Origin of the sequence: Microvirga sp. Mcv34, from assembly GCF_024519725.1 — a bacterium.
Taxonomy (GTDB): Bacteria; Pseudomonadota; Alphaproteobacteria; order Rhizobiales; family Beijerinckiaceae; genus Microvirga.
In genome coordinates this window covers 20,132-45,030 of the sequence record NZ_JALJRK010000013.1, presented here as the reverse complement: position 1 = coordinate 45,030, position 24,899 = coordinate 20,132, and the positions used below count along the sequence as shown (strand labels likewise).

Here is a 24,899-nt window from a genome sequence, read left to right as displayed (position 1 = left end):
TCGATTGCAGGAGACGGCTGGTTTCAGGCCGCAAGAGTGAGACGATGGCCCCGAACGACGAGTTCATTCGCGAAGTCGATGACGAATACCGCCGCGACCGGATCGCCCAGATCTGGAAGCGCTACAACGGAATCATCATCGGCGCTGTGGTGCTGGTCGTGGCCGGGGTCGGCGGCTGGCGGTTCTGGGAGCATACCCAGCAGACGCGGGCGCAGGAAGCAGCCGTGCGCTATGAGGAAGCCTTGCGTCTCTCCGCCGAGGACAAGGGTCAGGACGCGCAAGGGGCCTTCGAGGCCGTGGTGAAGGAAGACGGCGGCACCGGTTACGCCATGCTCGCACGTTTCCGCCTCGCCGCCGAACTTGGCCAGGACAACGCCGAGAACGGCGCGTCGGCCTTCGACGCCCTCGCGGGCGATGCCGCCGTCCCGCCCCTGTGGAAGGATCTCGCACGCCTTCGCGCCGCGTGGCTGCGGCTTGATACGGCCGAGCCCGCCAAGCTGCGTCAGGCCGTGGAGCCGCTCGCGGCGCCATCCGGCGCCTGGCGGCATTCCGCAAGGGAACTCTTGGGTTTATCCGGCCTTAAGGCCGGTGATATGGATTATGCAGGTCGCTGGTTCGACCAGATCGCCGCCGATCGCGAGACGCCGTCCTCCCTGAGGCAGCGCCTTGCCGTCTATACCGCCCTCGTGGCGGGCGGTCCGGTGCAGGCGACCCAGTAGGATAGGACAGGACATGACGGCGACCGTCGCCATTGTCGGGCGGCCGAATGTCGGCAAATCGACTCTTTTCAATCGTCTCGTCGGCAAGAAGCTGGCGCTCGTGGACGACCGGCCGGGTGTGACCCGCGACCGGCGCGAGGGCGAAGCCAAGCTCGGCGATCTCGAATTCCGCATCATCGATACGGCAGGCCTCGAAGAGGCAACCGAGGAATCGCTCCTCGGCCGCATGCGCGCCCAGACCGAGGCCGCCATCGCGGATGCCGACGTGATCCTGTTCGTGATCGACGCGCGGGCCGGGATCCTGCCCGCCGACCGGCCCTTCGCCGAGATGGTGCGCCGCTCGGGCAAGCCCGTGATCCTCATCGCCAACAAGGCCGAGGGCGGCTCCGGCATGGCCGGGGCCTACGACGCGTTCTCGCTTGGGCTGGGGGATCCGGTTCCGCTCTCCGCCGAGCACGGCGAGGGCATGGCGGACCTCTTCGAGGCGCTGATGCCCTTTTTCCCCGATCCGAACGAGATGGGGGACGAGGAGGACGATCCGAACAAGCCGCTGCAGGTCGCCATCGTCGGGCGCCCGAACGCGGGCAAGTCCACCCTCATCAACCGCATGGTCGGCGAGGATCGCCTGCTCACCGGGCCGGAAGCCGGCATCACGCGCGATTCCATCTCCCTCGATTGGGAATGGCGCGGACGTCCGATCAAGCTGTTCGACACGGCGGGACTGCGTAAGCGTGCTCGCGTCGAGGACAAGCTCGAAAAGCTCTCCGTGGCGGATGCCCTGCGAGCCGTGCGCTTCGCCGAGGTGGTGGTGGTGCTGCTCGACGCCACGATTCCGTTCGAGAAGCAGGATCTGTCCATCGTCGACCTGGTGGAGCAGGAGGGTCGCGCCCTCGTGATCGGCCTCAACAAGTGGGACCTGGTCGCCGACCAGCAGGGCCTCCTGAAGGACCTGAAGGAGAAGGCCACCCGCCTGCTGCCGCAGGTGCGGGGCGCTCCGGTGGTGCCGCTCTCGGGCCTCGCCGGCAGCGGCATCGATCCGCTCATGAAGGCCGTGTTCCACGTATATGAGAAATGGAACACCCGCATCTCGACCGCGAAGCTGAACCAGTGGCTTTCCGAGGCCCTGGAGGCCAACCCGCCGCCGGCGGTTTCGGGTCGCCGCATCAAGATCCGCTACATGACGCAGGTGAAGTCGCGTCCGCCGCATTTCGCCGTGTTCGGCAATCAGCTCGATGCCCTGCCGAAGAGCTATACGCGTTATCTGGTCAACGGGCTGCGCCAGGCCTTCGACCTGCCCGGCACGCCGATCCGCGTGTCCCTGCGCATGGGTCAGAACCCGTTCGACAAGGAACGGAAATAAGCGCCCTTCAGTATCGCATCATGGCCGGCACGATGCCGGCCATGGCGTAACGCCGTCCGTCAGTAGAGCGGCTTCAGCTTGACGTTGGGGATCACGAAGGGTCCCATCGCCAAAAATCCGTTCTCGAGCCGCAGAGGCGGAAGGGAAGCAAGCTGCGGCTTCGCATTGGGCTGGCCCTGCTGCGAGCGCGGCCCCTGTCCAAGCAGCATGCCCAGAAGATTGCCGCCGACACGACCGCCGGTCAGGTTGCCCAGGAGACCGTCGAGGCCTGCGGCCGAGACGGTGAGCTGGCCCGCCGGCCGGTGCTGCTCGTCGAGGCGCAGCTCGCCCTTGGTCTCGATCTGGCGAGCGCCCTTGATGGCCGAGAGCATCAGGATGTCGAGCTTGCCGCCGGCATTGCGCCAGAGCTCCAGCTCCTCGACGATCGTGCCGCCCTTGAAGCCGTCCGCCTGGGTCACCGTGAGGTCCGCGCTCAGGTTGGTCGGCTCTGCTCCGCCGACGAGGGCGTCGAGGATGGGAATGCGGGCCTCCGTCACCGAAGCGGCCACGTCGCCGGCGAGTTCGGCCCGCCGGGAGGGGTTCGGCCGGAGATGGAGTTCCAGGTGCCTGCCGGATCCGGCGATCTCGCCGTTGCCGAGGCCGGTCACGGCGACCTTGGGGGCATCGGCCGCCAGGGACAGGCGCTGTAGGCCGGTCTGCGAGGCATTGACGCTGGCCTGGAGCAGGCTCCAGCTGCCGTCGACCGTCACCGTCCCGTCCGTCACGCGCAAGGGGCCGGCCAACTCCACGATGACCCGGCGGGGCTGATAGACCTGGGCGACGGCCTCGGCGCGTCCGAAGGAGGCTGACACGGAGCCCCGCTTCAGGTCGAGGGATTCGCAGATGATCTCGATGCGGAACGGATAGCCCGCGATGCTGCGGTCGCCGCAGGTCCATTGCCGTCCGTTCCTGGCCTCCGCGGCGATCCAGCCGTCGAGCGCTTCCGCGGTTCGGCTACGGATCACGAACCAGGCGATGCTCCAGGCGATGGCGACGAGCAGCAGCAAGACGAAGGGTGTGTAGAGCCAGAAGCGGCTGCGGCGAACGCTCGCCGTCGGGGCAGCCTGATCCATGCGCGATCTCCTGTTGTGCTGGTGTGTGGTTACTGGTAGCGCCGGATGCAGGCAAGGTTCGGGCGCGGCGACATGAAGGATCTCACCGAGGATTTATGGGTTTTCGGCTACGGCTCGCTCATGTGGCGACCGGGCTTTCCCTTCGTAGAACGGGTCCATGCGCATCTCTACGGCTATCACCGCTCCCTATGCGTCCTCTCCCACGTCCATCGCGGCACGCCGGAGCATCCGGGTCTGGTGATGGGTCTCGACAGGGGCGGGCGCTGCCATGGGGTGGCCTTCCGGGTCGCGCCCGAGGAGGCTGAGGGGACGATCCAATACCTGCGCGAGCGCGAGCAGGTCACGTCCGTCTACCTCGAGCGGCATCTGCCTGTGCGGCTCGCCGATGCGCGCCGGGTTCGCGCGCTGGCCTATGTGGTCGACCGCAACCATGGCCAATACGCGGGACGGCTGTCCTATGACGAGGTGATCCAGTTCGTGCGGCAGGGGCAGGGCATCTCCGGACGCAACCCCGATTACGTCCGCTCCACCTACGAGCACCTCATCGGCATGCACGTGGTCGATCCCCTGCTGCACAGGATCGTCAGCGACCTCGATCAGGAAGCCTGAGTCTCGTCCTCGCGCAGATCTTCGAAGATCGCGCGGCGGTCGTCCTCAGTGGCGGCGAGGCGGTGGATGTGGAGTTCCGTGGCGCCGAGCTCCTGAACCCTGGCGAGCCAGCGAAGGCGGGTCTGGGCGCTCGGATCCGATGCCGCCATGGCGGCATCCACCACGACGCCGTTGCCGGCCCGGTCGCGCTTCACGGCCAGGATCACCGCATCGGTGACCTCGAGAAGCTCCGTCTCGTTCAGCGCATGCACGCCGACGATGTAGCGGCGTCCCGAACGGCCGCGCCAGGAACTCAGGGTGGAAGAGGAGCGAAGCCCAGCGGTCGCCCGTAGCCTTTCCTCGCGCACGCCAGCCCTCCGCATTCGGTCGTTGCGGAGATCCCGCATAGCCGCATTCCAGGATATGGTTCGTTTGTTCGCCATATGTTCTTATATGTAAGAACGGACGACTGAGTCGTCAAGGCGGCTGAAAGCTTGGCTGGGCTTGGGTTTGTGGGTTTTCGGCCTCTGTCGGCCCCGGTGGGCCGGAGGCGGGGGAAGGGGATCCACGATCACGCTCGGCGCGGTAGATTCCCGTCCCTTCCGCTACGCGTCTTCACACCTTCGACAGGGAGGTCTCCGACGGGGACGCGGGCCCCATGCCGAGCTCGGCCCGGCCTTCCTCCAGCAGCCGGTTGGAGGCGGTCTCGATCCGCTCCTGCACCAGCTTGAAGAACGCCTCGCGGCCGAGGCCGGGAGCAATGGGGTCCTGAACCTCGATCCGCACCGTGCCGGGACGACGGATGAACTGGCGGCGGGGCCAGAAGAGGCCCGAGTTCATGGCGATCGGCACGCAGGGGAAGCCGAGGTTCTGATAGAGGTGCGCCACGCCGTACTTATAGGCCGGAGGAGCACCCGGCGGGCGGCGCGTACCCTCGGGGAAGATGATGATCTGGCGGCCGTGCTGTGCCTCTTCCTTGGCGCGCGCCGTCATCTGCACCAGGGCCATCGATCCCGCCTTGCGGTCGATGGGCACGCAGCGCGCCTTGGCCAGATACCAGCCGAAGAAGGGGATCCACATCAGCTCGCGCTTCAGGATGTAGGTCGGATCGTCGAGAAGCGGCAGCAGGGCGAAGGTCTCGAGGAACGACTGGTGCTTGGCCGCCACCAGCGCTCCGCCGGCCGGGATCTTCTCCTGCCCGGTGATCACCACCCTGGTTCCGGCGATCACGCGCAGAAGCCAGACGGACGTGCGCGCCCACATCTTGACCAGTTCCATGAACTGACGGCGTGGCGCCAGCGCACCCGGGATCAGGATGATGAGCCACAGGATCAGGTTGGCGTAGAAGGCGAGATTGAAGAGCAGGGAGCGGACGATCAGCATGGCTTCTTGAAAACGAAAAGCGGAGCGTCGTTCTCCGCGGGCGCGGCACCTTAATGGGTTTTCGCCGAGTTCTCTAGAGCATCGGACGTGAACTCGAACTCACGTGCAATGCTCTAACTTTATGGTTTGACGCATCTTTCCACGCAGAACCGGTTCCCACTTTTGCGTTCGATGCTTTAGCGCCAGAGTGGATCGGCGACGATCTGCGCCTTGATGGGCGCACCGCCGCTGATGATCTTCGCCACCGACGAGCGCTCCGGATCATCCTCGAAACGGGTCCGAATCCAGACAGCCAGGAACTTCACGTATTCGGTGAAGACCAGTCGGGCCACGGCCGGCTTGTGCCACCACTCGTGCGGATCGATGGTGGCCGCGACCGGATAGGGGATCTTCTGGAGGTTCGGCAGCGCGTGCTCGAGCTCCACCAGGGTGCGCGGCATGTGGTAGTTCGAGGTCACCACGATGATGGTGTCGAAGGAATTCGCTTCGGCCCAGCGCCTGGTTTCGATGGCGTTGCCGATGGTGTTGCGGGCCCGGTAGTCCAGATCCACGCAGCAATCGAAGAGTCGCCGCTGGCCCGGGTTGAGGCGGGCGATCTGGTCCCGGCTGGTGTTCTCGTTGACTCCGGAGATCAGGAGTCTCTTGGCATAGCCCTTGGCGAGAAGGTCGATGGCGTCGCCGATACGCTGCGCGCCGCCCGTCATGGCGACAATTCCGTCCGCCCGGGTCTCGGGCGGCTGCTCGAAGCGGTCGAGGCTGTAGACGAAGCCCAGGAAGCCGAGGACGCCGACGACCATGGCCGCGATGAAGCTCCAGAAGCCGAACGTGAGCAGACGGCTTGTCAGGGACCGCCTGACAGGGTGCTTAGTCGATGCCGGCATCGTCCAGCCCCAGCCCACGGCCTCTGTGGAATCCACGGCGCCCGGCGCTACCCAACTCTGCGTTCGCGAGGTCATCTTGGACGAACATAACGGAGAATGCGGCAATGGAGAGGCAACCTGCTCTTTCCTTGTTAACCTCAACATCAACCACTTTCGTTAAGAAAGCGTCTCACGGTCAAGCGCGAGACGATGCCGGCGATCACCGCGACCAGGAACGCGATCAGGATGACGACCGTATACCCGCTCCAGCTGATCGTGAAGGCGCCGAACAACGCCTCGAGCTGGTCGCCGGCCGGGCTTGCCCGCCAGGAGCGAGTCACGAAGCCGAGGATCAGTGTGAGCACCAGGGCAGCCGCCGCCCCGATGGCGCTCCCGCGCAGGCCGAGACGGAAGAAACGGCGCTGAAATTCCCTGGCGATGAAATCGTCGTTCGCGCCAACGAAATGCAGCACCTCTACCACCTCCCGGTTGCCCGCCATGGCACCTCTCGTGGCGAAGATCACCGCGAGGCCGGCCGCGAGGAGCACGAGGGCGACGAGAAAGATCCCGACGCCGATGATCGTGTTGGCCATGGTCGAGAGGCGCGAGACCCAGAGGGCGTGGTCGTCGAGGCTGGCGCCGGGCACATCGCGCTGCAGGGCTTGCCGCAACGGGCCGAAATCGGGCTTTGCATCCTGCTTGATCTTGATCACGATCAAGCGGGGAACGGGCAGGTCCTTGAAATCGAGCCCGGTCCCGAGCCACGGCTCGAGCAGACGCTCGGATTCCTCCTTCGTGAAGGCCTGTGCCTGTTCCACGCCTGATGCCTGTCGGGCCAGGGCCACGGCGCGCTCCACGTCCTGGTCGATCGAGCGCTGGGCGTTGGGGCGGATCTGGATCGTGACTTCCCGGGCGATCTCGGAACGCCATTGGGCGGAGGACGCGGATACGAGTTCGGCTCCGCCGGCGCAGAGCGCCGCGAGGAAGGTCAGGATGGCGATGACGGCAGCCAGCGCCTGGCCGCCCGCCGAATCCACCGGCACGAGCGGGGCGTTCCGGCTCAGCGAGGCGGGCAGGGCGCGTTTCTGCCCGTCGGCGGCGGCTGCAGCCTTCTTGGAACGATGTTGAGGCGCGGCGTTCATCGGGCTCACTCGTCGATATGCAGCCGGCCGTCGCCGAGCACGAGGCGGCGCACGTCGAGCTGATCCATGAGGCTGAAATCGTGGGTCGCGATGACCACCGAGGTTCCGAGCCTATTGAGTTCGATGAAGAGGCGCAGCAGCCGGCGGGCAAGGGACGGATCCACGTTGCCCGTGGGCTCGTCCGCGAGCAGCAGATCGGGGCGCACGATCAGGGCGCGGGCAATGGCCGCGCGCTGCTTCTCGCCACCGGAGAGAACCGGGGGCAGCATGTGCATGCGGTCGCCAAGACCGACCCAGCGCAGGAGTTCGACGACCTCCGCCCGGTAGCTCGATTCCTCCTTGCCCTGGACGCGCAGCGGCAGGGCCACGTTCTCGTAGGTGGTCAGATGGTCGAGCAGGCGGAAATCCTGGAAGACAACGCCCATGCGGCGGCGGACGCTCGTCAGCTCGTCCTTGGAGATCCGCGACACGTCCTCGCCGAAGAGCGAGATCAGGCCGCGGGTCGGCTTTACCGAGAGCAGGATGAGGCGCAGGAGAGTCGTTTTGCCGGCGCCGGACGGGCCTGTGAGAAACTGGAAGGAGTTGGGCTCGATGGAAAAGGTCAGGTCGCGCAGGACCTCGGGCCCCATGCCGTAGCGCACGCCCACATTCTCGAAATGCACGGCCGGGGCCGCGCCCTCATCATAGTCCTCGTCGTAAAGCGCCCTCACGCGTGCTCAAGCCATCCTTGGAGTGTGTCGGTTCTTCTGGCGGAGAAAGACCGCGATTCGCCTCCTTATCGCCCCTCTATGGTTAGCAAGCCATAAACTCGGCGGCCGGCGACGGGAAGCGAGCGTTTCGCGGGACATTGCCGCAGGAGACGTTTTCCTCCACGGGGTAGCCGGCACGTGGGCGGCCATGCTGTGGCCGGCGGTCTGGGCGCACAGCCCGGAAGGGCGCCCAAACCCTTGTATCGACCCAAAAACCATCCAGCCGGTTTGACATCCTCGCCCAAGCATGGTCGTGAAGAAGGAAGCCCAAGGCTTCTGACATTTTTGCTGGATTGACGACGATGAGCACTGCCCCCCGGATCCGGGTTCTTTTCGACGAAGACACCATTGCCAAGCGCAACGAAGCGCTCGCCCAGGAAATCGCGGCCGCCAAGCCCGAGAACCTGCTCGTCGTCGCCGTGCTCAAGGGCAGCTTCATGTTCGCCGCGGACCTGATCCGGGCCCTGCACCGGAGCGGGTTGGCTCCCCAGGTCGAGTTCGTGCACCTGTCGAGCTATCTCGACGGAACGGTCTCCACCGGCAACGTCACGATCCTGCGGGACGTGGAGAGCGACGTGCGTGGACGCGACGTGCTGCTCGTGGACGACATCCTGGAGTCCGGCCGCACCGTCACCTTCGCCAAGGACCTGCTGATGGCGCGGGGCGCCAAGAGCGTGAAGACGGCCGTGCTGCTGGAGAAGCCCGGCAAGCGCGCCGTGCAGATCCATCCCGATTACGTGGGCTTCACCTGCCCCGACGTGTTCGTCGTCGGCTACGGCATGGACGTCGCCCATTCCTATCGCCAGCTGCCCTTCGTCGGCGTGGTCGATCACCTCGACAGCAGCCCGGACCTGTTCGACAAGCCCGAAGCCTGATCATCCATTGAGCCGCCAGATCGTTCCGTTGAGCAGGGTGGCGTAAGACACCCAGGCAAGATAGGGCACGAGCAGCAGGCCTGCCGTCCGGTCGAGGCGCCAGAAGGTGCGGATCGTGCCGATGATCGCCATGATCAGGGCGACGATCACGACGAGGCCGGCGATCGGGCTCTTTCCGCCGAAGAATGCGAAGGACCAGAGGCCGTTCAGGACGAGCTGGGTGAAGAAGGCCACGATGGCGGCCGACCGTCCGGGTCGGCTCTCCGGCAGGGCCAGAATGCGCCAGAACGCGTAGGCCATCATGGCATAGAGCAGCGTCCAGGCGATCGGGAAAGCCCAGTTCGGCGGCGTGAAGCCGGGCTTCTGGAGGCCCGCATACCAGGTCGGGATATTCGGCTGCGTGATGAGGCTCGCGGACACGGCCACCGCGACCACGGGCACCACCGCCACCAGGAAGCGCGGCAGCGGACGCATTGCATGGGTGGCAGGCGCAGTTTGATCTGTATGCATGCTCGGAATCTCTTTATGACGGACGCATTCTTATCCTTGTGACGCAACCTGTCACGCTTGCGGAGGTTCCCTCATGTCGTCATCGCGTTCCCCTTGGTCGAAGCGCAGCCTGACCGCCCAGGCCATGGGCCATGTGGACCCGATCACGAAAGCGATCGTTCCGCCGATCCATGTGACGACGACCTATATCCGCGACGAGGACAATGCCTATTCGTCCGGCTTCGTCTATGGCCGCCCCGACAACGCCACCGTCCGGGAGGCCGAAGAGGTTCTGGCCATGCTCGAAGAGGCCGAGGCCGGCGCGCTGCTGTTCTCGTCCGGCATGGCGGCGGCGACCGCCGTGTTCCAGGCGCTCGATCCGGGCGACCACATCGTGGCCTCCAAGGTCATGTACTGGGCCCTGCGCAGCTGGCTGATGACGGAAGCCGTGCGCTGGGGCCTCAAGGTCGATTTCGTGGAGACCGACGACCTCGAAGCGCTGCGCGCCGCCGTGAAGCCCGGGCAGACCAAGCTGGTCTGGGTCGAGACGCCCTCGAACCCGCTCTGGACCATCACCGACATCGCGGGTGCCGCCGAGATCGCCCATGCGGCCGGGGCGCGGCTTGCCGTGGACTCCACGACCGCCTCGCCGATCCACACCCGCCCGCTGACCCTCGGCGCCGACATCGTCATGCATGCGGCCACCAAGGTGCTGAACGGCCATTCCGACGTGGTGGCGGGGGCGCTCGCGGGCGCGAAGGCCGATGCATTCTGGACTCGGGTCTCCTCCATCCGCAAGATGCAGGGCGCGATCCTCGGTCCGTTCGAGGCCTATCTCCTGATGCGCGGCATGCGCACGCTCCATGTGCGGACGGCCGCCCAAGCCAAAAGCGCCCTCGACCTAGCGCAGCGGTTCTCAGCCCATCCGAAGGTGGCCCGCGTGCTCTATCCGGGCCTGCCACAGCATCCCGGCCACGACATCGCCGCCCGGCAGATGGAGAACGGCTTCGGCTACATGCTGTCGATCCAGGTGGCCGACGGGGAAGCGGCGGCAATCCGCACGGCCGCCCGTGTCGGCCTGTGGAAGCGGGCGACCTCGCTCGGCGGCGTCGAGAGCCTGATCGAGCATCGCGCCTCCATCGAGGGACCCGGCACCCCGTGTCCGCCCGATCTCCTGCGCCTCTCCACGGGAATCGAGGATGTGGAGGACCTGTACCGGGATCTGGACGAGGCGCTGAGGGGCTGACGCCCTCCTATGCCATGGCCGACTTTGTGCCGCGATCACCGGCACAAGGCCGTTGACGGCCATGGTGAAGGAGCAGTGGATTGTGGGCGCTCTTAGCCAGCTACCTTGATCCTGTCACAAAACTTGTGCTTCTCTCGGCTAAGGGCGAACCCTGTTTCGCTAGAAGACCACCCGAGGGAAGACCATGACACAATCCATTACCCGCCGCCGCGCTCTGCAGACCGGCGTGGCCGCTGCCGCTATTGCCGGAATGCCCCGGTTCGCCTGGGCGGCCGGCCCGGTCGTGAAGCTCCGCATCCTGGAGACGACCGACCTTCACGTGAACATCTTCCCCTATGACTATTATCGCGATGCGCCGGATGACACGGTGGGCCTCGCGCGTACCGCAACTCTCGTGAAGGCAGCGCGTGGTGAAGCGAAGAACAGCCTGCTGTTCGATAACGGCGACATCATCCAGGGCTCGCCGCTCGGCGATTACGTGTCCTATCGGAAGGGTATGAAGAAGGGCGACGTGCATCCCATCGTCGCCGCCATGAACACCCTGAACTACGATTGCGGCACGCTCGGCAATCATGAATTCAATTACGGTCTCGATTTTCTGCAGAATTCGCTGGGCGCCGCGAAATTCCCGATCGTCTGCGCCAATGCGGTGAAGGCCGACGGCCAAACGCTCTACAAGCCTTGGCTCGTTCTCGACCGCGAGGTGGTCGATGAGTCCGGTGCCAAGCAGAAGCTGAAAGTCGGCGTGATCGGCTTCGTGCCGCCGCAGATCGTACAATGGGACAAGGCGAATCTCGACGGGAAGGTGACCACCGTCGACATCGTGGATGCGGCCAAAAAGCATGTGCCGGATCTGAAGAAGGCCGGTGCCGACATCGTCGTGGCGCTCTGCCACTCCGGCATCGCGGGTGGCGAGCGCAAGGGCGGCGAGGAGAATGCGGCACTGCATCTCGCGAAGGTCGACGGTATCGACGTGATCCTCACCGGCCACCAGCATTTCGTGTTCCCAGGCGGCAAGGAGTTCAACAACATCGATGGTGTCGATGTGAAAGCCGGCACGCTTCATGGCAAGCCCGCCGTCATGGCCGGATTCTGGGGCAGCCATCTGGGCCTCATCGACCTTGAACTCACCAGGGACGGCAACGCCTGGAAGGTGTCTAGTTTCCGCACCGAGGCGCGCCCGATCTACGACCGCGTCGATCGCAAGGTCGTGGCGAAGGTGGATTCGGAAGCCGGCGTCATCGCCGCCGCTCAGGCGGATCATGATTCGACGCTGAAATATGTGCGCGAGCCCGTCGGCAAGACTGCTGTCCCGATCCACTCCTATTACTCGCTCGTAGCGGATGACGCTTCGGTGAAGCTGGTGGCCGAGGCGCAGGCTTGGTACGTGGCCGATCAGCTCAAGGCCTCTTCCTTCAAGGACCTGCCGATCCTCTCGGCGGCGGCGCCCTTCAAGGCTGGTGGGCGCGGAGGTCCAAACTACTTCACCGAGATCAAGCCCGGCCCGCTCGCCATCAAGGACATGGCGGACATCTACATCTACCCGAACACGATCCGCGTGGTGAAGATCACCGGCGCACAGGTGCGCGAATGGCTGGAGCGCTCGGCCGGCATCTACAACCAGATCGACGTGGCCAAGGGCGGGGAGCAGGAGCTGATCAATTCCAAATTCCCGGCCTACAACTTCGATGTCATCGCGGGGGTGCAGTACAAGATCGATCCGACCCAGGCCTCGCGCTACGACGACAACGGCAAGGTCGTGAACGCCGACGCCCATCGCATCAAGGACCTGACCTATAACGGCAAGCCCGTGACGGAGGATCAGCAGTTCATCGTGGTGACCAACAACTACCGAGCGGGCGGCGGCGGCAACTTCCCCGGCGCGGACGGCACCACCATCGTGTTCGAGGCACCCGACCTGACCCGCGATGCCATCATGCGCTACATCATCGAGAAGAAGGAAGTGGCCCCGAAGGCGGACGGCTCCTGGTCGCTCGTTGCGCCCGCAGGCGTCACCATGACCTTCACCACCGGGCCCAACGCCGCCCAGTATCAGCCAGCCGGCATCAAGGTCGAGAAGATGGGCGACGCGCCGGAAGGCTTCGTGAAATACCGCATCGTGAGCTGATCGGGCTTCCCAATGCATGAAGAAGCGGCCGGGCTCAAGCCCGGCCGTTTTCGTTCTTGAAACGATGAGGATAAGAAGAACATCACACCTGCGTGAGCGCGCTCTGCGTCACTTTGCCTATTGATGTCAAAAGAGACAGCAATCCTCGCCACGTGCCTGAATCCACGGTCGAAATTCGCTCCATTTCCTTGGCTCAGAACGGCCGGAAAAACGCCAGTCCTGAAGCTTGAAGCAAATTTAACCTCGCGTTAACCAACGACACTCCGAATGACGGCATCGTTGCGTTGTCGATCTTCTTTTTGTTCTGGCTTATTCGATGATTTTGCTTCTTCGCAGGTTGATCTGCCTTCTGCTCGCCTCAGCCCTGATGACGACATATGTCGCTGCAGCCGAGGACGAGATCTGGAACAAGAACATCACTCCGGCGTGGCTCGACAAGCATGTGGCCGCGAAGCGTGCGACCCCTAAGCGGCCGGTGCCGCGCTTGAGCCGTACGCAGGTTTGGACCAACGGCCTTGCGCGTTCCGACATGCAGGCCTTCATGCCGACGGATTTCGACCGGGCCGTCGGAGCCAAGCTCCAGCCGTTCCAGGACTACAACTTCCTCGTCGGGACCGAACTGATCCGCACCGGCAGCGAGACCAGCTTCGTATCGTCCAAAGCGACCTGGGAGGCCTTCTTGACGCGGGACTGGCAGCCTCTCGGTGTGACCTTGGGACTGTCGACGGCAGGCTTCATCGACAGCGTGCAGAACGGCTACTCGCAATCAATCAGCGGCAGCATGGACATCCCGATCGAGATCCCTCTTCCAAGCTGGAGCACGCAGCTGCGGCTGTCGCCCAGCATGAATCTGGACAGCGTCAGCGGCGCCGTCGGCACGGGCCTGCTGTCAGAGGTCATCGGCCAGACCCGGCTGAGCTCCCGCACGGATCGTTTCCGGTCGGACCTGAACGTGAGGATCGGCTACGGTGTTGCGCCCGCTACGCGACCGACCGCTTCCGCAAGGCTTGAATTGCGGATCGCACCCAATCTCTGACCGAGACCGGCGCAGCGCTCCGGCGGCCGTTCCGAACCTGTCAGGCTTTCGCCCGTTGACGGTCAGGCTTGTGAGTGGAGAGAGATGTGGGACAGCTGACTTTCGAGGGCCTTGGGCCTTACGATCTACCCGATGCGACCCATGCGGATGCGCAAAAGGACGGCAATGGGTTCATGATCTCGTTTCGGCTGTGGAAGTCCGAGAGCGCCTGGACGCTCGTCCGGGTGTATGTGAGCGACGAGGAGGCGGTGAAGCTCGCCCGCCAGATCGGAGATGCCCGCATGCGGTCGGACGGATCGACCGTGATTTAGCGAAACCCCAAGATCAGAGTCATACAACTGAGATCGTCCGGCGCTATGCGCGTCGCATGACGAACTCATTCAGCAAGAACCTTTTCGACGAGCGGCTCGACGCCGAGGATTGCGCCCTTCACTGCCCAGGCTGGTTCCACGTCTTCCTGGCGGGCATGGGGCTCTTCGGCTTAGTCGGCTGTGGATTGCTCGGATAACGAACGCCCGATCCTGAAACCAGGGTTCAGGGCAGCGGGATGAAATCGCTCATGGTCTCCGGCTTCGGCTCCTTGCCGAGGCGCTTGCGCTTGGCGAGGATGATGGTGCCGTTGAGCTCCCCGCCGAAGAGGAAGATGGCGCCGAGCGTGTAGAGGAAGATCAGCGCCACCATGGCGGTGGCGAGGCCCCCGTAGGTTGACGCATAGGCGCCGGGATAAAATTCCAGATACCAGCTGAAGGTGAAGCCGCCGAGAAGCCAAAGGAGCAGCGTCACGCCTACGCCTGGAAGCACGTTTCGGAAGGGGCGTCGCCCTGCCGGCACGAGCTTATGGGCGAGCAGGAGGCCCGTGACGATCACAATGGTCGCGACGCTGATCCTCAGGAAGCCGATCAGGACAGCAAGAGGTTCGAGGGCCGGTAACCACGACAGGACGACGCGCCACATGAAGGGGCCGAGCACGACCAGGAAGGCCAGAGCCAGAAGCATCATGGCGCCGGCGATCACGAAGGCGATGGATTCGAGCCGTGTCAGCCACCAGGGGCGAGTCTCGCGGACGCCATAGGCGCGGTTGAGGCCGACTCTGAGGCTCTCCACTCCGCTCGACGCGAAATAGAGCGCCAGCACGAGGCCCAGGGTGAGCACGTCGCTGCGCCGCCCGGTGAGGATCGTGTGCACCTCGCGCGCAATCGGTCCGGCGATCTCCTGCGGCCAGGCCTCGAGGATGATGTCCGCCACCTCGTCGGCCAGGGATCCGGTTCCAAACAGGCTCGCCAGGGCCGTCACGAGGATCAGGAAGGGGAAGAGGGAGGTCAGGACCGAGAGGGCGATGTGACTCGCAATGGCCCAGGAATCGTGCAGCACGAAGCGGGTGGATGCGATGGCCAGGAGTTCGAGCGAGAGGCGAAGGCGATTCAAAAGACAGGTCTCCAGGCTGCTGGAGATGGTGCGCTGGAAGCCCAGGGCAAGGAAGGGCAGGCCGGTCCGATGTGGGGAACTCTCTTGCGCCCTGTCGCGCGGAGGGAGAGGTCGGATCGAGCGGCCCTCGAGACGGGTGTGGCGCCGCTGCGATCCACATTGGAATCGACGTTTGGATGAGAAGGCCGCACATCGACAAAGGTCGGGGTTCGGGCCTACAAGCTCAGCATCGATCTGCACGCATCCCGCTTCTCCCATGAACCCGACCCTCTTCGCCCGCCTCGCGCCGCCGCTCTTCGTGCTCATCTGGGCGACGGGGTTCATCGTGGCGCGGTTCGTGGCGCCCTATGCCGAGCCTCTTACCTTCCTGTTCGTCCGTTATGTGCTGGCGATCCTCGTCCTCGGCGGCATCGTCGCCGTTGCGCGGGTGCCCTGGCCCCGAAAGTGGCACGATTGGCGCAACAGCCTGATCGCCGGCGTTCTCCTGCACGGGCTCTATCTCGGCGGCGTCTTCTGGTCGGTGAAGCATGGACTGCCCGCCGGGATCTCCGCCCTCGTGGCAGGGCTTCAGCCGCTCGCCACCGGGCTGCTCGCCGGGCCTCTCCTGGGCGAGCAGGTCTCGGCACGACGCTGGACCGGCATCGCCATCGGATTCATGGGCGCGGCCCTCGTGGTGGCGCCGAAGCTGGGGGCGGGCGGCGTGCCGCCTCTGGCGCTCGGTATCTGCATCCTGGGGATGCTCTCCATCACGTTCGGCACGATCTGGCAGAAGCGTACGGGCAGCAACCTCGACCTGCGGGTGAACGCTGCCATCCAGTACATGGGCGCTGCGGCCATCACCCTACCGCTCGTGCTCCTGACGGAAGAAGGCCACATGGAGCTGACTCTGCCGCTCCTCGGCGCCATGGCCTGGGCCGTGCTGGGATTGTCCATCGGGGCGATCGGCCTGCTGCTCTTCCTGATCCGTCAGGGGGCGGTGGTCGGCGTGGCGACGTTGCTCTATCTCGTGCCGCCGGTCGCGGCGCTGATGGCCTTCGCGCTCTTCGGCGAGACCTTGAGCCCGGTCCAGCTCGCAGGCATGGCGCTGGCCGCTATCGGCGTCGCGGTGGCGAGCCGGAACTGAAATGGGAAATAACCCCCGAACCGATAGGCCCGGGGCTTCGTTTCACGTCCGCATTATTTCGTGATTTTCACCGAGACCGGATCGCTGGCGGGGAAGGTCTCTTCCACGCCCTCGTCGAGCAGCTCGTCTTGGTGCTTCTTCCCGTTTTCGGAAGGCTTGTCGTTCTTGCTCTCGGGCTTGTCCTTCGGCGCGTCCGGCTTACGGTCCTTGTCCGTCATGACCTGTCTCCATCGTTCGAGTGGAAATCCTGTTGAGACGACAACGCATCAGGCCAAGCTTCGATCCTTCTCCGCTCGCTTCAAACGAAAACGGCGCCTTTCGGCGCCGCTTCCAGGACTTCAGCGAGGCTGGCCCTGCTGCTGGTTGACGAAGTAGTCGAAGGGCAGCTCGGCGATGCGGAACCAGGTGAGTTCCTTGTCGCGGAAGGTGCTCCAGGAATCGTACATCTTCTTGAACTTGGCGTTGGAGGCCGCGAGCTCGTTGTAGAGCTTGTAGGCTTCCTTGTAGCTCTGCTCCATCACGTCGCGCGGGAAGGGGCGCAGCTGCACGCCCTGGCCCACCAGGCGGCGGATCGCGTCGGCATTCTGCGCATCATATTTCGCCACGCACATGGCATTGGCTTCCGCGCAGGCCGCTTCGAGGATGGCCTTGTAGTGGGCCGGCAACTCGTTCCACTTGTCCATGTTCACGTAGAGCGAGGGCTGGGCGCCGCCTTCCCAGAAACCGGGATAATAGTAGTACTGGGCCACCTTCACGAAGCCGAGCTTCTCGTCGTCGTGCGGACCGGAGAATTCCACCGCGTCCAGGGTGCCGCGCTCCAGGGCCGGATAGATGTCGCCGGCGGCGAGCACCTGCGGCACAACGCCGAGCTTCTGCATGATCTGGCCGCCCATGCCGGCGATACGCATCTTGAGGCCCTTCAGGTCCTCGATGGACTTGATCTCCTTGCGGAACCAGCCACCCATCTGCGCGCCGGTCTGGCCGGCCGGGATCGGGTAGATGTTGTAGTCCTTCATGAACTCGCGAACGAGATCGAGGCCGCCGCCGTAATACATCCAGGCATTGTGCTGCCGCACGTTCATGCCCCACGGCACGGAGGTCTCGAACATGAAGCTCGGATCCTTGCCGATGAAGAAGCTCGACAGGGTGTAGGAACACTCGACCGTGCCGTTCTGCGCCGCATCGAGGCTCTGGAGAGCGCCGACGATCTCGCCCGCGGCGAAGACCTGGATCTGGAACTTGTTGTCGGTAGCCTGGGCGACGCGCTTGGAGATCATCTCGCCGGCGCCGAAGAGGGTGTCGAGGCTTTTGGGATAGGCCGACGTCATGCGCCAGCGGATTTCCGGCTGCGCCTGCGCGATGGCCGGGGAGGCGACGGCGCCCGCCGCAGCTGCAAGGCCCGCACCCTTGAGAACTTTTCTTCTATCCATGAGCATTTCCTCAACCGATTTATGTCGTCATTGCCGGTTTGGCTGAACATTCCATAAAGCGGGAGGTGGGCCGCTGTCACTCCGCATTCCGTTGGGGTAGGTATGCGCGGGCAGAGGCAAGCCATGCAGTGGCGTCATTGATGAGGCGCTCGTCGAAAATCCCAGCGCTGTTACCGCCCTTGTGCCGGCGATCCCGTTTATAGAGGCGCCGCGCTCTTCTAATCGAGATGGCCGGGACAAGCCCGGCCATGACATGTGAGAGGTCTGCTTTGTTCCGCAGTCCGGCCTATGGAGCGATCACCGCTCCTCAGAGCCACCCTTCGACAAGGGGCGCTGCTGCTGACCGCTATGGGCGCGGGCAGAACGCTTCGGGGGCTTCTCGTCGCCGGTGGAGGATGTGGAATGTCCGCCCGACTGGGTGGCCGTGGGATGTCCGCGCACCAGGGTGCCCTTGGGTACGTCGACTGCGTTCCCGGGTGCCGGGACACGGGCTCGGGACGAGGCGCCGCCGCTCATGCCGGTCGGCCCGCTCGGTCCTTCCGTTTGGGCACCGCGGGGAGCGGGGCTCTTCGTGGCGGTGGTGTTCACGCCGCCGGCGATCTCCTCGTTCGACAGCTGGAATCCGGCCTCGTCGTCTTCCTCCTCCGGCACGTCCTTGAAGGAACGGATGCCGGCCTTCGAGCCGCTCGTCGGGCGGTTGTCGTCCACGTGCTCGATATCGAGGTCGGGGTCGAGCTTCTTCGAGGCCCCCATAAGGCCGGTCGCCTTTGCGGCCGCGCGCTTGGTGTTGCCGACATCGTTCCTCTGGGTCGGGCCTGCGACGAAGCTGTCGCCGGTCTCTTCCTGGGTGACTTCGTTCAGCACCTCGTCGACATCCGGCTCGGGAGGGCGGCCACGCTTGTCTTGAGCCATGGGCTATTCCTCTTCTTGGGTTTCGGGCAGGCGGTGGGAGCCTGCATTTCCAGGAGGCAACGTCCCGTCGAGGACGGGTGTTCCGGCCCCGCATTCGTTATGAAACGGGGCCGTTCTGCTTATTGTCCGAGCTCTTTCTGCATATCCTGCAGCAGCGCCAGATGCTCTTTGATCTGGCCCCGCGCGAGCTTGGCGAGGTTCGACATCTCGCGGTTGCCGGAGGCCTGCTGGAGCTGGGTCTCCTGAAGCTTCAGCAGGGCCTGATGTCCCTCGATCTGCAATGCGACATAATCCTTGTCGAAAGCAGCGCCCGCTTGTGCCTTTGACAGGCGCTCCATGGCCTGCGCGTCCTTCTGCGGCAGTTCGGGCGCCGTCGCGGCGGATTGCTGTGCGCCCTGTGTGGTCGAGGCGGTCGCGTTCGGGTCGGCGAAGGAATGCATGATGTCGGTGAGGAGGTTCTGCTCCGCGATCTCGAAATCCGCGAATTGCTTCACGCGCGGATTCTGAGCCTTGCTGTGCGCGAAGTTCGACTGCTGCAGCGAGACGGTGCTCAGTGCCAGCATCTGCTGGATGTACTGCCGGTCCGCCTGCGATTGCTGCTGGCCCATGGCCGCCGGTGCGCTCGCTTGACCCTGGCGCATCGGAGTCTGCGTATCCTGCGGCGCGCCGCCTTGCTGGGTGCGTTGCTGACGCTGCTGCGCGTTCTGGCCGAGGGCGGGATTGGTCTGCGTTTCGGCGGGCTGAGGCGTGGTGGGCTGAGTGATGGCTTGGTTCTGCTGCTGGGCGAGGGCGGGAAGGCTGATAGCGGCCATGAGGCCTGCGATCATGAAGCTGCGTGACATCAAGTTTCTCCTGCGAGCAAGTTGTGAGGGCGAACGTTCGCGGGAGGAATTTGTTCGAGAAATTGCTTCCATCTGTTCGTTCCGACTCGGGTCGAACTTCGGCCAAGCGTGTCCGTTGTGACACTGAGCAAACGAGGGAAATAAGATGCAGGACCGGGTCACACGAATCGTCATGCTGGTGATCGCGGTGCTACTCGCGATCTTCGTGCTCCAGCCCTATGTGACGGGCTACCTGTTCTCGGCCAGGGAGCCGCGTCCGGTCGCCGCTCGTGGGGATCTGTCGGATTATGAACGGTCGACGATCCGGGTGTTCGAGACCGTCGCTCCATCGGTCGTCCAGGTGGTTGCGTTGTCCGGGCGAGGGCCCACGGGCGGAGAGCCCGCCGGCTCGGGTACCGGGTTCATCTGGGATGCCGCCGGTCATGTGGTCACGAACCACCATGTGGTCGAGAACGGCGCGTCCTTCGTGGTGCGGCTCGCGTCCGGCGAGGTGCTGCCGGCCGATGTGGTCGGGCGCGCTCCCAACTACGATCTCGCCGTGCTGAGGGTTCAGCGCCAGGGCGGGTTGCCTGCGCCGGTCGCCGTCGGCACCTCGGCGGATCTGAAGGTCGGGCAGACCGCCTATGCCATCGGCAACCCGTTCGGACTCGACCAATCGCTTACCACCGGCATCATCAGCGCCCTCAAGCGCCGCCTGCCCACCAGCGGCGGGCGCGAGGTCGCTGACGTGATCCAGACCGACGCGGCGATCAATCCCGGCAACTCGGGCGGCCCGCTCCTGGATTCGGCAGGCCGCCTGATCGGTGTCAACACGGCGATCTTCTCGCCCTCCGGCACCAATGCGGGCATCGGCTTCGCCATTCCGGTCGACGTGGTCAACCGGGTTGTGCCGGAGCTGATCCGCAACGGCCGCGTCCCGACCCCGGGCATCGGGATCCTGGCGGGCGACGAGACGCTCGCGGCTCAGCTCGGCGTGAACGGAGTAATCGTGGCGGATGTCGTGCCGGGCTCGCCTGCGGACAAGGCGGGTCTGCGCGGCGTCAATCTTCGGGCCGGCATCATCGGTGACGTGATCGTGGGCGTCGGTGACGATCCTGTGCGGCACCTGTCGGACCTGACGGACCGTCTGGAGCGCACGGGCGTGGGCAACACGGTGTCCCTCACGATCCTCCGAAACAATCAGCGACAGACCGTCGATGTGACCGTCGTGGATGTCGGAGAGCAGGCCCCGCGTGCGCGAAGACCATAAAGAGAACACAACTTTGGTAGGGCCTGATTTGTTTCCTTCGGGCCGAAACTTTCATGGATGAGCGCCGTTAGCCATCGAACCTTCACCAACGGAGGAGCGAATGAAACCTGACAGCACCGAATCCAACATCCTGGTGCAAAGCTCTGCAGTCGATCTGGGCGATGCGTTTCCCGAATATGCGAAGACCAACATCAATCAGGTCGCCGGAAAGTATTTCGGCCATCTGAGCGCGGCGTCGGTTTATGTCACGCGAGAGGGCATCACCTACCGCTGCACCGTGAACATGCAGATGGGCGCCCTCAAGATGATGACGGGCGAGGCCAAGAACAAGGATCTTTACGCCGCCTTCCGGGCCGCGTTGCAGAAGACGGCCAAGCAGCTTCGCCGTTCCAAGCGCGAACTGCGCGAGGACAAGGCGGCCCGCACGGACAAGGACATGCTCCTGCGTGAAGGAAACGCGCCGCGCCGCACGCAAAGGCGTACCCAAGAGGTCGCCCCGCCCGTCAACGACGAGGGCGACTACCGCATCGCCGCCGAATAATCCGACAAACTTCTGCGCAGCGGCCTGCGGCGACCATCGCCGGGCAGGGCGGCCTGTGCGCCACCGGGAATGTCCGGCCGGGGAACTTCTTTCCCGGCCGAATTATCTATGCGACGGGTTACTCCCCAACCGCTCGCATGAGCGGCTTCGGCAGCACCATGATGTTGTCGGAAATCAGCTGCATGAACTCCATGATGGGTGCCGGGCGGCCGAACAGGTAGCCCTGTGCTTCCGCGCAGCCCTCGAGCCCAAGGAAGCGCAGTTCTTCCGATGTCTCCACGCCCTCGGCGATGACGGGCAGCCCCAAGCCGCGTCCTAGCCCGAGCACGGCCCGCACGATAGCGGCCGCCTGCGGGTTCGCATGCACCGCCTGGATGAAGGACCGGTCGATCTTGATCTTGTCGAACGGAAAGGCGCGCAGGTTCGAGAGCGAGGAATAGCCGGTGCCGAAATCGTCCATGGCGATGTTGACGCCGATGTCCTTCAGTCTCTGGAGCGAGAGGAGGGCACGGTTGGGATCACGGACCAGAGCGGTCTCGGTGATCTCGATCTCGAGCCGCTTCGCCGGCAGATTGGTCTGCGCTAGGGTCGCCTGCACGAACTCGACGAAGCCGTCGCTGGTCAGCTGCAGCGCCGAGACGTTCACAGCGACCGTGAGCGGCCGCTTCCAGCTCGCGGCTTCGCGGCAGGCCTCCCGCATCACCCATTCGCCGATCTTCAGGATCAGCCCGCTCTCTTCCGCGATCGGAATGAAGACGCTGGGCGAGACGCTGCCCCGCGTCGGGTGGTTCCAGCGCAGCAGGACCTCGAACCCGTTGACCTCGCCCGTCTCGACCTGCGCCTGCGGCTGATAGGCGAGGCTCAGCTCATCGTTGGCGATGGCGCCGCGCAGATCGTGCTCCATGCTGCGGCGCTCCCGGATCTGGGCGCCCATGGACGCCTCGAAGAACCGATAGGTCCCCTTGCCCTCGGTCTTGGCCCGGTAGAGGGCCGCATCGGCACTGGAGAGAAGCTCCGTGCGGTCCTTGCCGTCCGAGGGATAGAGCGCGATGCCGATGCTGACCGATACGAGACCGACCGGAACGCCGTCCTCGTCCCATCTGAGACCTTTCAGAAGCGCGTGGGCGAGCTGCCCCGCCTGGGCCGGATCGGTCACGTGAGGCGCGATGATCGCGAACTCGTCGCCGCCGAGCCGGGCGAACATTTGCCCGTCGACGAGAACCGAGGAGAGGTGCTTGGCAATGTCCTGAAGCACTCGGTCGCCGGCGGCATGGCCGTAGAGGTCGTTGACCTCCTTGAAACCGTCGAGGTCGAGGCAGAGCAGGGCCATCTGCCGCTTGGTTCGCCGGTGCAGGCGGATCTCGCGGTCGAGGCGCTGATCGAAGCTGGCGCGGTTGTCGAGGCCGGTGAGCGGGTCGTGATGCGCCAGATAACGGATGCGGGCTTCCGCATCCCGGCGATCGCGCAGATCGCGGAAGGCGACGACGTTATGCGGCGCGCCGTTGTAGCTGATCTGCCGGGCGATCAGCTCGACGGGCAGAACCGAGCCATCCGGTTTGCGCAGGTCGGTCTCGACGGCCTGTCCGGGCCAGCCGAAAAGCTTGTCCCTCTTGGCGCTGTCGGGGATCCAGGCGTCCAGTGTCTGGCCGGCGATCTGCTCGGACGTGAGCCCGGTCAGGCGCGCAAAGCTCTGGTTGACGGTCACGATGGAATCGCCGTCGCACAGAACCAGGCCCTCCACCGCCGCGTCCGTGAGGTCGCGCATGCGCTGCATCTCCATCGAGGCGCGGTGGCGTTCCCGGATGTCGAGGCTCAGCGCGACGACGGCGAGCAGCAGAATCGAGAGACTGACGAACGCTACGCCGCTGGCGAGCCAATCCGTATGGATGGCGGAGGGCGAGAGCGCGATGCTGGGGTCCGGCGTGATGCTGACCGCCCCCATGGCGGTGAAGTGATGGCTGCAGATCGCGAGGGTGAGCAGAAGCGCGCCGAGAAGTGTAACCCCGCGCGACGAACGATTGAGCGCCGTCGCGAGCGCCACAGCGCCGAGAAGACCACCCAGCAGGATCGAGGCCGCCACCAGGGCAGGGGCCCAGGCGATGATGCCTGCGACCTCGAAGGCGGCCATGCCGGTATAGTGCATGACGGCGATGCCACCGCCGACGATGCCCCCACCCATCCAGGGCGCGAGGGCAAGACCGGGCAGCAGCGCGATGCCGAGGCCGATGCCCGTCAGCATCACGGCGGCAATCAGGGAGATGATTGTCAGCGTGACGTTGTAGGCCGTCGGCAAAGACGGGGAAAAGGCCAGCATGGCAATGAAATGCGTAGCCCAGATTCCGAAGCCGGTCGATGCGGCCGCAATGGCCAGCCAGGCGAAATGGCCCCGCCCGTCGGTACGGCGCGCATGATGGAGAAGGTTGATCCCCGTCAGCGATGCCAGTGCGCAGACCAGGGCCGCCAGGGCGACGAGCCGGAGATCGTGCTCGGAGACGATGCAATCGTAGACGGTCAGCATGGTGAGCCTTTGCAGATTGCCCGCTGCGCGGATGTGATCACGCGAAAGGGAATCCGGCCGGAAACAGAGATCGGGAAGAAAAATCCGGTCTCTCACCGGTATGGCGGGGCGGCATCATGCCTTTGGACCGGCTTCATCGACGTGAGCCCCAATCCGCCAAGGATTTCGGGACATTGTCCCGATCGGTAAAGTGAGGAATCGCCCCCGCAAGTCAACGAAGCGCGGGCGAGAACGAATGCCTATCGGGCAGCAGGGTTAACGCCGCGCTGGGCGCGGGGCGGTGAAGACCTCTCATGTCCATGACCGGCGTGTTGCCGGCCAACCCGATTGCAAACGCGTCATCCGCAATAGAAGCGAGATCACCGGCACGAGGCCGGTGATGACGTTGAGGGAGCGTCCAGATCAGTCGTGCCCGGCACGTCTCAAGCCGGCATCTGCGGCTCGATGATCTTTCCGTCCTGGGTGAAGTCGTAGATCTTGCCAGTCCTGTCCCAGGAAGGGAGCGCCAGCTTCACGATGTGAGGGGCGAGGTCCTCGGGAGTCTTCAGGGTCAGCGGGTCCTCGCCGGGCATCGCGGTGCGGCGCATGGCGGTGCGGAGCGGGCCGGGATTGAGCAGCATGGTCCTGACGGGGGTCGTCGCCGTCTCAGCCGCATAGGTGCGCACCAGGGCCTCAAGGGCGGCCTTCGACACGGAATAGACGCCCCAATAGGCCTTGTGCTTGTGGGCGGCCCCGGACGTGATGAAGATCGCCCGGCCCGCATCGGAGGCTCGCAGCAGCGGATCGAGAGAGCGGAGCAGACGGTAATTGGCCGTCACGTTGACCGCCATCACCTCGTCCCAGACGGGCTGGTCGATATGAGTGATCGGCGCGAGCTCGCCGAGCTGACCCGCATTGCCGAGAAGGATGTCGAGCTTGCCCCAGCGCTCGTAGATCGCGGCGCCCAGGCGATCGAGGGCGTCGAAATCCTTCAGGTTCACCGGCACCAGGGTGGCGGAGGCGCCCTTGGCACGGATCTCGTCGTCGAGGGATTCGAGCGCGCCCTGGGTGCGGGCGAGGGCGATCACGTGCGCGCCGGCTTCGGCGAGAGCGAGGGCCGCCGCGCGGCCGATGCCGCGCGAAGCGCCGGTGACGACCGCGACGCGGTTGAGGAGAGGCTTGTCCATGGAATT

26 protein-coding genes are annotated in these 24,899 nt (G+C 64.9%); 12 read left to right on the top strand and 14 right to left on the bottom strand.

The annotated features are described in order from the left end of the window. The first annotated feature begins 44 nt into the window (after nucleotides 1–44). Both OC446_RS09780 and der read left to right on the top strand, forming a co-directional pair. Nucleotides 45–719 carry a tetratricopeptide repeat protein gene (locus tag OC446_RS09780; protein WP_262028842.1) on the top strand — a complete coding sequence of 225 codons (675 nt, stop codon included), beginning with the start codon at nucleotides 45–47 and terminating at the stop codon, nucleotides 717–719. Between the two features lie 13 nt (nucleotides 720–732). Further along, complete coding sequence (der, locus tag OC446_RS09775) at nucleotides 733–2,079, top strand: ribosome biogenesis GTPase Der (protein WP_262028841.1); 1,347 nt, start codon at nucleotides 733–735, stop codon at nucleotides 2,077–2,079. Nucleotides 2,080–2,138: 59 nt separating this feature from the next. On the opposite strand, the gene OC446_RS09770 is transcribed toward der, so the two are convergent. Beyond that, nucleotides 2,139–3,191: a DUF2125 domain-containing protein gene (locus OC446_RS09770; RefSeq protein ID WP_262028840.1), complete on the bottom strand. Its 1,053-nt coding sequence runs from the start codon at nucleotides 3,189–3,191 to the stop codon at nucleotides 2,139–2,141. 72 nt (nucleotides 3,192–3,263) lie between these two features. Here OC446_RS09770 and OC446_RS09765 point away from each other — a divergent pair, with 72 nt between their 5' ends. After that, nucleotides 3,264–3,800 (top strand): gamma-glutamylcyclotransferase, encoded by a 537-nt coding sequence (locus tag OC446_RS09765; protein WP_262028839.1) that lies wholly within the window; start codon nucleotides 3,264–3,266, stop codon nucleotides 3,798–3,800. On the opposite strand, the gene OC446_RS09760 is transcribed toward OC446_RS09765, so the two are convergent. The 5 genes from OC446_RS09760 to OC446_RS09740 all read right to left on the bottom strand — a co-directional run bounded on the left by OC446_RS09760 (nucleotide 3,788) and on the right by OC446_RS09740 (nucleotide 7,793). Then, nucleotides 3,788–4,147 (bottom strand): hypothetical protein, encoded by a 360-nt coding sequence (locus OC446_RS09760; RefSeq protein ID WP_315986491.1) that lies wholly within the window; start codon nucleotides 4,145–4,147, stop codon nucleotides 3,788–3,790. The two genes, OC446_RS09765 and OC446_RS09760, sit on opposite strands and share 13 nt — an antisense overlap. A gap of 247 nt (nucleotides 4,148–4,394) precedes the next feature. After that, nucleotides 4,395–5,162 (bottom strand): lysophospholipid acyltransferase family protein, encoded by a 768-nt coding sequence (locus OC446_RS09755; RefSeq protein WP_262028837.1) that lies wholly within the window; start codon nucleotides 5,160–5,162, stop codon nucleotides 4,395–4,397. 176 nt (nucleotides 5,163–5,338) lie between these two features. Continuing rightward, on the bottom strand, nucleotides 5,339–6,118 hold the full coding sequence (locus OC446_RS09750) for a YdcF family protein (RefSeq protein WP_410055049.1): 780 nt from the start codon (nucleotides 6,116–6,118) through the stop codon (nucleotides 5,339–5,341). A gap of 68 nt (nucleotides 6,119–6,186) precedes the next feature. Next, the gene (locus OC446_RS09745; protein WP_262028836.1) at nucleotides 6,187–7,164 is read right to left on the bottom strand and encodes a cell division protein FtsX; all 978 of its coding nucleotides are present in this window, start codon (nucleotides 7,162–7,164) and stop codon (nucleotides 6,187–6,189) included. 5 nt (nucleotides 7,165–7,169) lie between these two features. Continuing rightward, nucleotides 7,170–7,793: a cell division ATP-binding protein FtsE gene (locus OC446_RS09740; RefSeq protein WP_202049975.1), complete on the bottom strand. Its 624-nt coding sequence runs from the start codon at nucleotides 7,791–7,793 to the stop codon at nucleotides 7,170–7,172. 422 nt (nucleotides 7,794–8,215) lie between these two features. Here OC446_RS09740 and hpt point away from each other — a divergent pair, with 422 nt between their 5' ends. After that, complete coding sequence (hpt, locus tag OC446_RS09735; protein WP_181052706.1) at nucleotides 8,216–8,788, top strand: hypoxanthine phosphoribosyltransferase; 573 nt, start codon at nucleotides 8,216–8,218, stop codon at nucleotides 8,786–8,788. Here hpt and OC446_RS09730 read toward each other — a convergent pair whose 3' ends face one another. Continuing rightward, entirely contained in the window at nucleotides 8,789–9,298 is a 510-nt protein-coding gene (locus tag OC446_RS09730; RefSeq protein WP_262028834.1) for a TspO/MBR family protein, read from the bottom strand. Nucleotides 9,299–9,371: 73 nt separating this feature from the next. Between OC446_RS09730 and OC446_RS09725 the strand changes: the two genes are divergently transcribed. The 5 genes from OC446_RS09725 (at nucleotide 9,372) to OC446_RS09705 (ending at nucleotide 14,195) form a co-directional block, all read left to right on the top strand. Beyond that, nucleotides 9,372–10,523, top strand: a complete 1,152-nt coding sequence (locus OC446_RS09725; RefSeq protein WP_262028833.1) for a trans-sulfuration enzyme family protein — start codon at nucleotides 9,372–9,374, stop codon at nucleotides 10,521–10,523. 184 nt (nucleotides 10,524–10,707) lie between these two features. Continuing rightward, nucleotides 10,708–12,651 carry a bifunctional 2',3'-cyclic-nucleotide 2'-phosphodiesterase/3'-nucleotidase gene (locus OC446_RS09720; RefSeq protein ID WP_262028832.1) on the top strand — a complete coding sequence of 648 codons (1,944 nt, stop codon included), beginning with the start codon at nucleotides 10,708–10,710 and terminating at the stop codon, nucleotides 12,649–12,651. A 316-nt stretch (nucleotides 12,652–12,967) separates the two neighbouring features. Further along, nucleotides 12,968–13,687 carry a hypothetical protein gene (locus OC446_RS09715; protein ID WP_262028831.1) on the top strand — a complete coding sequence of 240 codons (720 nt, stop codon included), beginning with the start codon at nucleotides 12,968–12,970 and terminating at the stop codon, nucleotides 13,685–13,687. Nucleotides 13,688–13,773: 86 nt separating this feature from the next. After that, nucleotides 13,774–13,998, top strand: a complete 225-nt coding sequence (locus OC446_RS09710; RefSeq protein WP_262028830.1) for a hypothetical protein — start codon at nucleotides 13,774–13,776, stop codon at nucleotides 13,996–13,998. Nucleotides 13,999–14,054: 56 nt separating this feature from the next. Then, nucleotides 14,055–14,195, top strand: coding sequence for a hypothetical protein (locus OC446_RS09705; RefSeq protein ID WP_262028829.1), 141 nt, complete (start codon nucleotides 14,055–14,057; stop codon nucleotides 14,193–14,195). Nucleotides 14,196–14,221: 26 nt separating this feature from the next. Here the strand turns inward: OC446_RS09705 and OC446_RS09700 are convergent, their stop codons facing one another. Next, on the bottom strand, nucleotides 14,222–15,112 hold the full coding sequence (locus OC446_RS09700) for a YihY/virulence factor BrkB family protein (protein WP_262028828.1): 891 nt from the start codon (nucleotides 15,110–15,112) through the stop codon (nucleotides 14,222–14,224). A 256-nt stretch (nucleotides 15,113–15,368) separates the two neighbouring features. Here OC446_RS09700 and OC446_RS09695 point away from each other — a divergent pair, with 256 nt between their 5' ends. Continuing rightward, on the top strand, nucleotides 15,369–16,235 hold the full coding sequence (locus tag OC446_RS09695) for a DMT family transporter (protein WP_262028827.1): 867 nt from the start codon (nucleotides 15,369–15,371) through the stop codon (nucleotides 16,233–16,235). A 53-nt stretch (nucleotides 16,236–16,288) separates the two neighbouring features. Here OC446_RS09695 and OC446_RS09690 read toward each other — a convergent pair whose 3' ends face one another. From OC446_RS09690 to OC446_RS09675, 4 genes are all read right to left on the bottom strand, one after another. Then, on the bottom strand, nucleotides 16,289–16,453 hold the full coding sequence (locus tag OC446_RS09690; protein ID WP_262028826.1) for a hypothetical protein: 165 nt from the start codon (nucleotides 16,451–16,453) through the stop codon (nucleotides 16,289–16,291). Between the two features lie 120 nt (nucleotides 16,454–16,573). Beyond that, nucleotides 16,574–17,665 carry a TRAP transporter substrate-binding protein gene (locus OC446_RS09685; protein WP_262028825.1) on the bottom strand — a complete coding sequence of 364 codons (1,092 nt, stop codon included), beginning with the start codon at nucleotides 17,663–17,665 and terminating at the stop codon, nucleotides 16,574–16,576. Nucleotides 17,666–17,962: 297 nt separating this feature from the next. Next, nucleotides 17,963–18,577, bottom strand: coding sequence for a hypothetical protein (locus OC446_RS09680; RefSeq protein ID WP_262028824.1), 615 nt, complete (start codon nucleotides 18,575–18,577; stop codon nucleotides 17,963–17,965). A 119-nt stretch (nucleotides 18,578–18,696) separates the two neighbouring features. Continuing rightward, a complete protein-coding gene (locus OC446_RS09675; RefSeq protein ID WP_262028823.1) occupies nucleotides 18,697–19,419 on the bottom strand; it encodes a DUF4142 domain-containing protein in 723 nt (240 codons plus the stop codon). 145 nt (nucleotides 19,420–19,564) lie between these two features. Between OC446_RS09675 and OC446_RS09670 the strand changes: the two genes are divergently transcribed. After that, nucleotides 19,565–20,668 carry a S1C family serine protease gene (locus OC446_RS09670; protein ID WP_262028822.1) on the top strand — a complete coding sequence of 368 codons (1,104 nt, stop codon included), beginning with the start codon at nucleotides 19,565–19,567 and terminating at the stop codon, nucleotides 20,666–20,668. 100 nt (nucleotides 20,669–20,768) lie between these two features. After that, nucleotides 20,769–21,209 (top strand): ribosome hibernation-promoting factor, HPF/YfiA family, encoded by a 441-nt coding sequence (gene hpf / locus OC446_RS09665; RefSeq protein ID WP_262028821.1) that lies wholly within the window; start codon nucleotides 20,769–20,771, stop codon nucleotides 21,207–21,209. 118 nt (nucleotides 21,210–21,327) lie between these two features. Here hpf and OC446_RS09660 read toward each other — a convergent pair whose 3' ends face one another. Together OC446_RS09660 and OC446_RS09655 are read right to left on the bottom strand one after the other, a co-directional pair. Continuing rightward, a complete protein-coding gene (locus tag OC446_RS09660) occupies nucleotides 21,328–23,727 on the bottom strand; it encodes an EAL domain-containing protein (RefSeq protein WP_262028820.1) in 2,400 nt (799 codons plus the stop codon). A gap of 422 nt (nucleotides 23,728–24,149) precedes the next feature. After that, nucleotides 24,150–24,893, bottom strand: a complete 744-nt coding sequence (locus tag OC446_RS09655; protein WP_262028819.1) for an SDR family NAD(P)-dependent oxidoreductase — start codon at nucleotides 24,891–24,893, stop codon at nucleotides 24,150–24,152. Nucleotides 24,894–24,899: the final 6 nt, after the last annotated feature.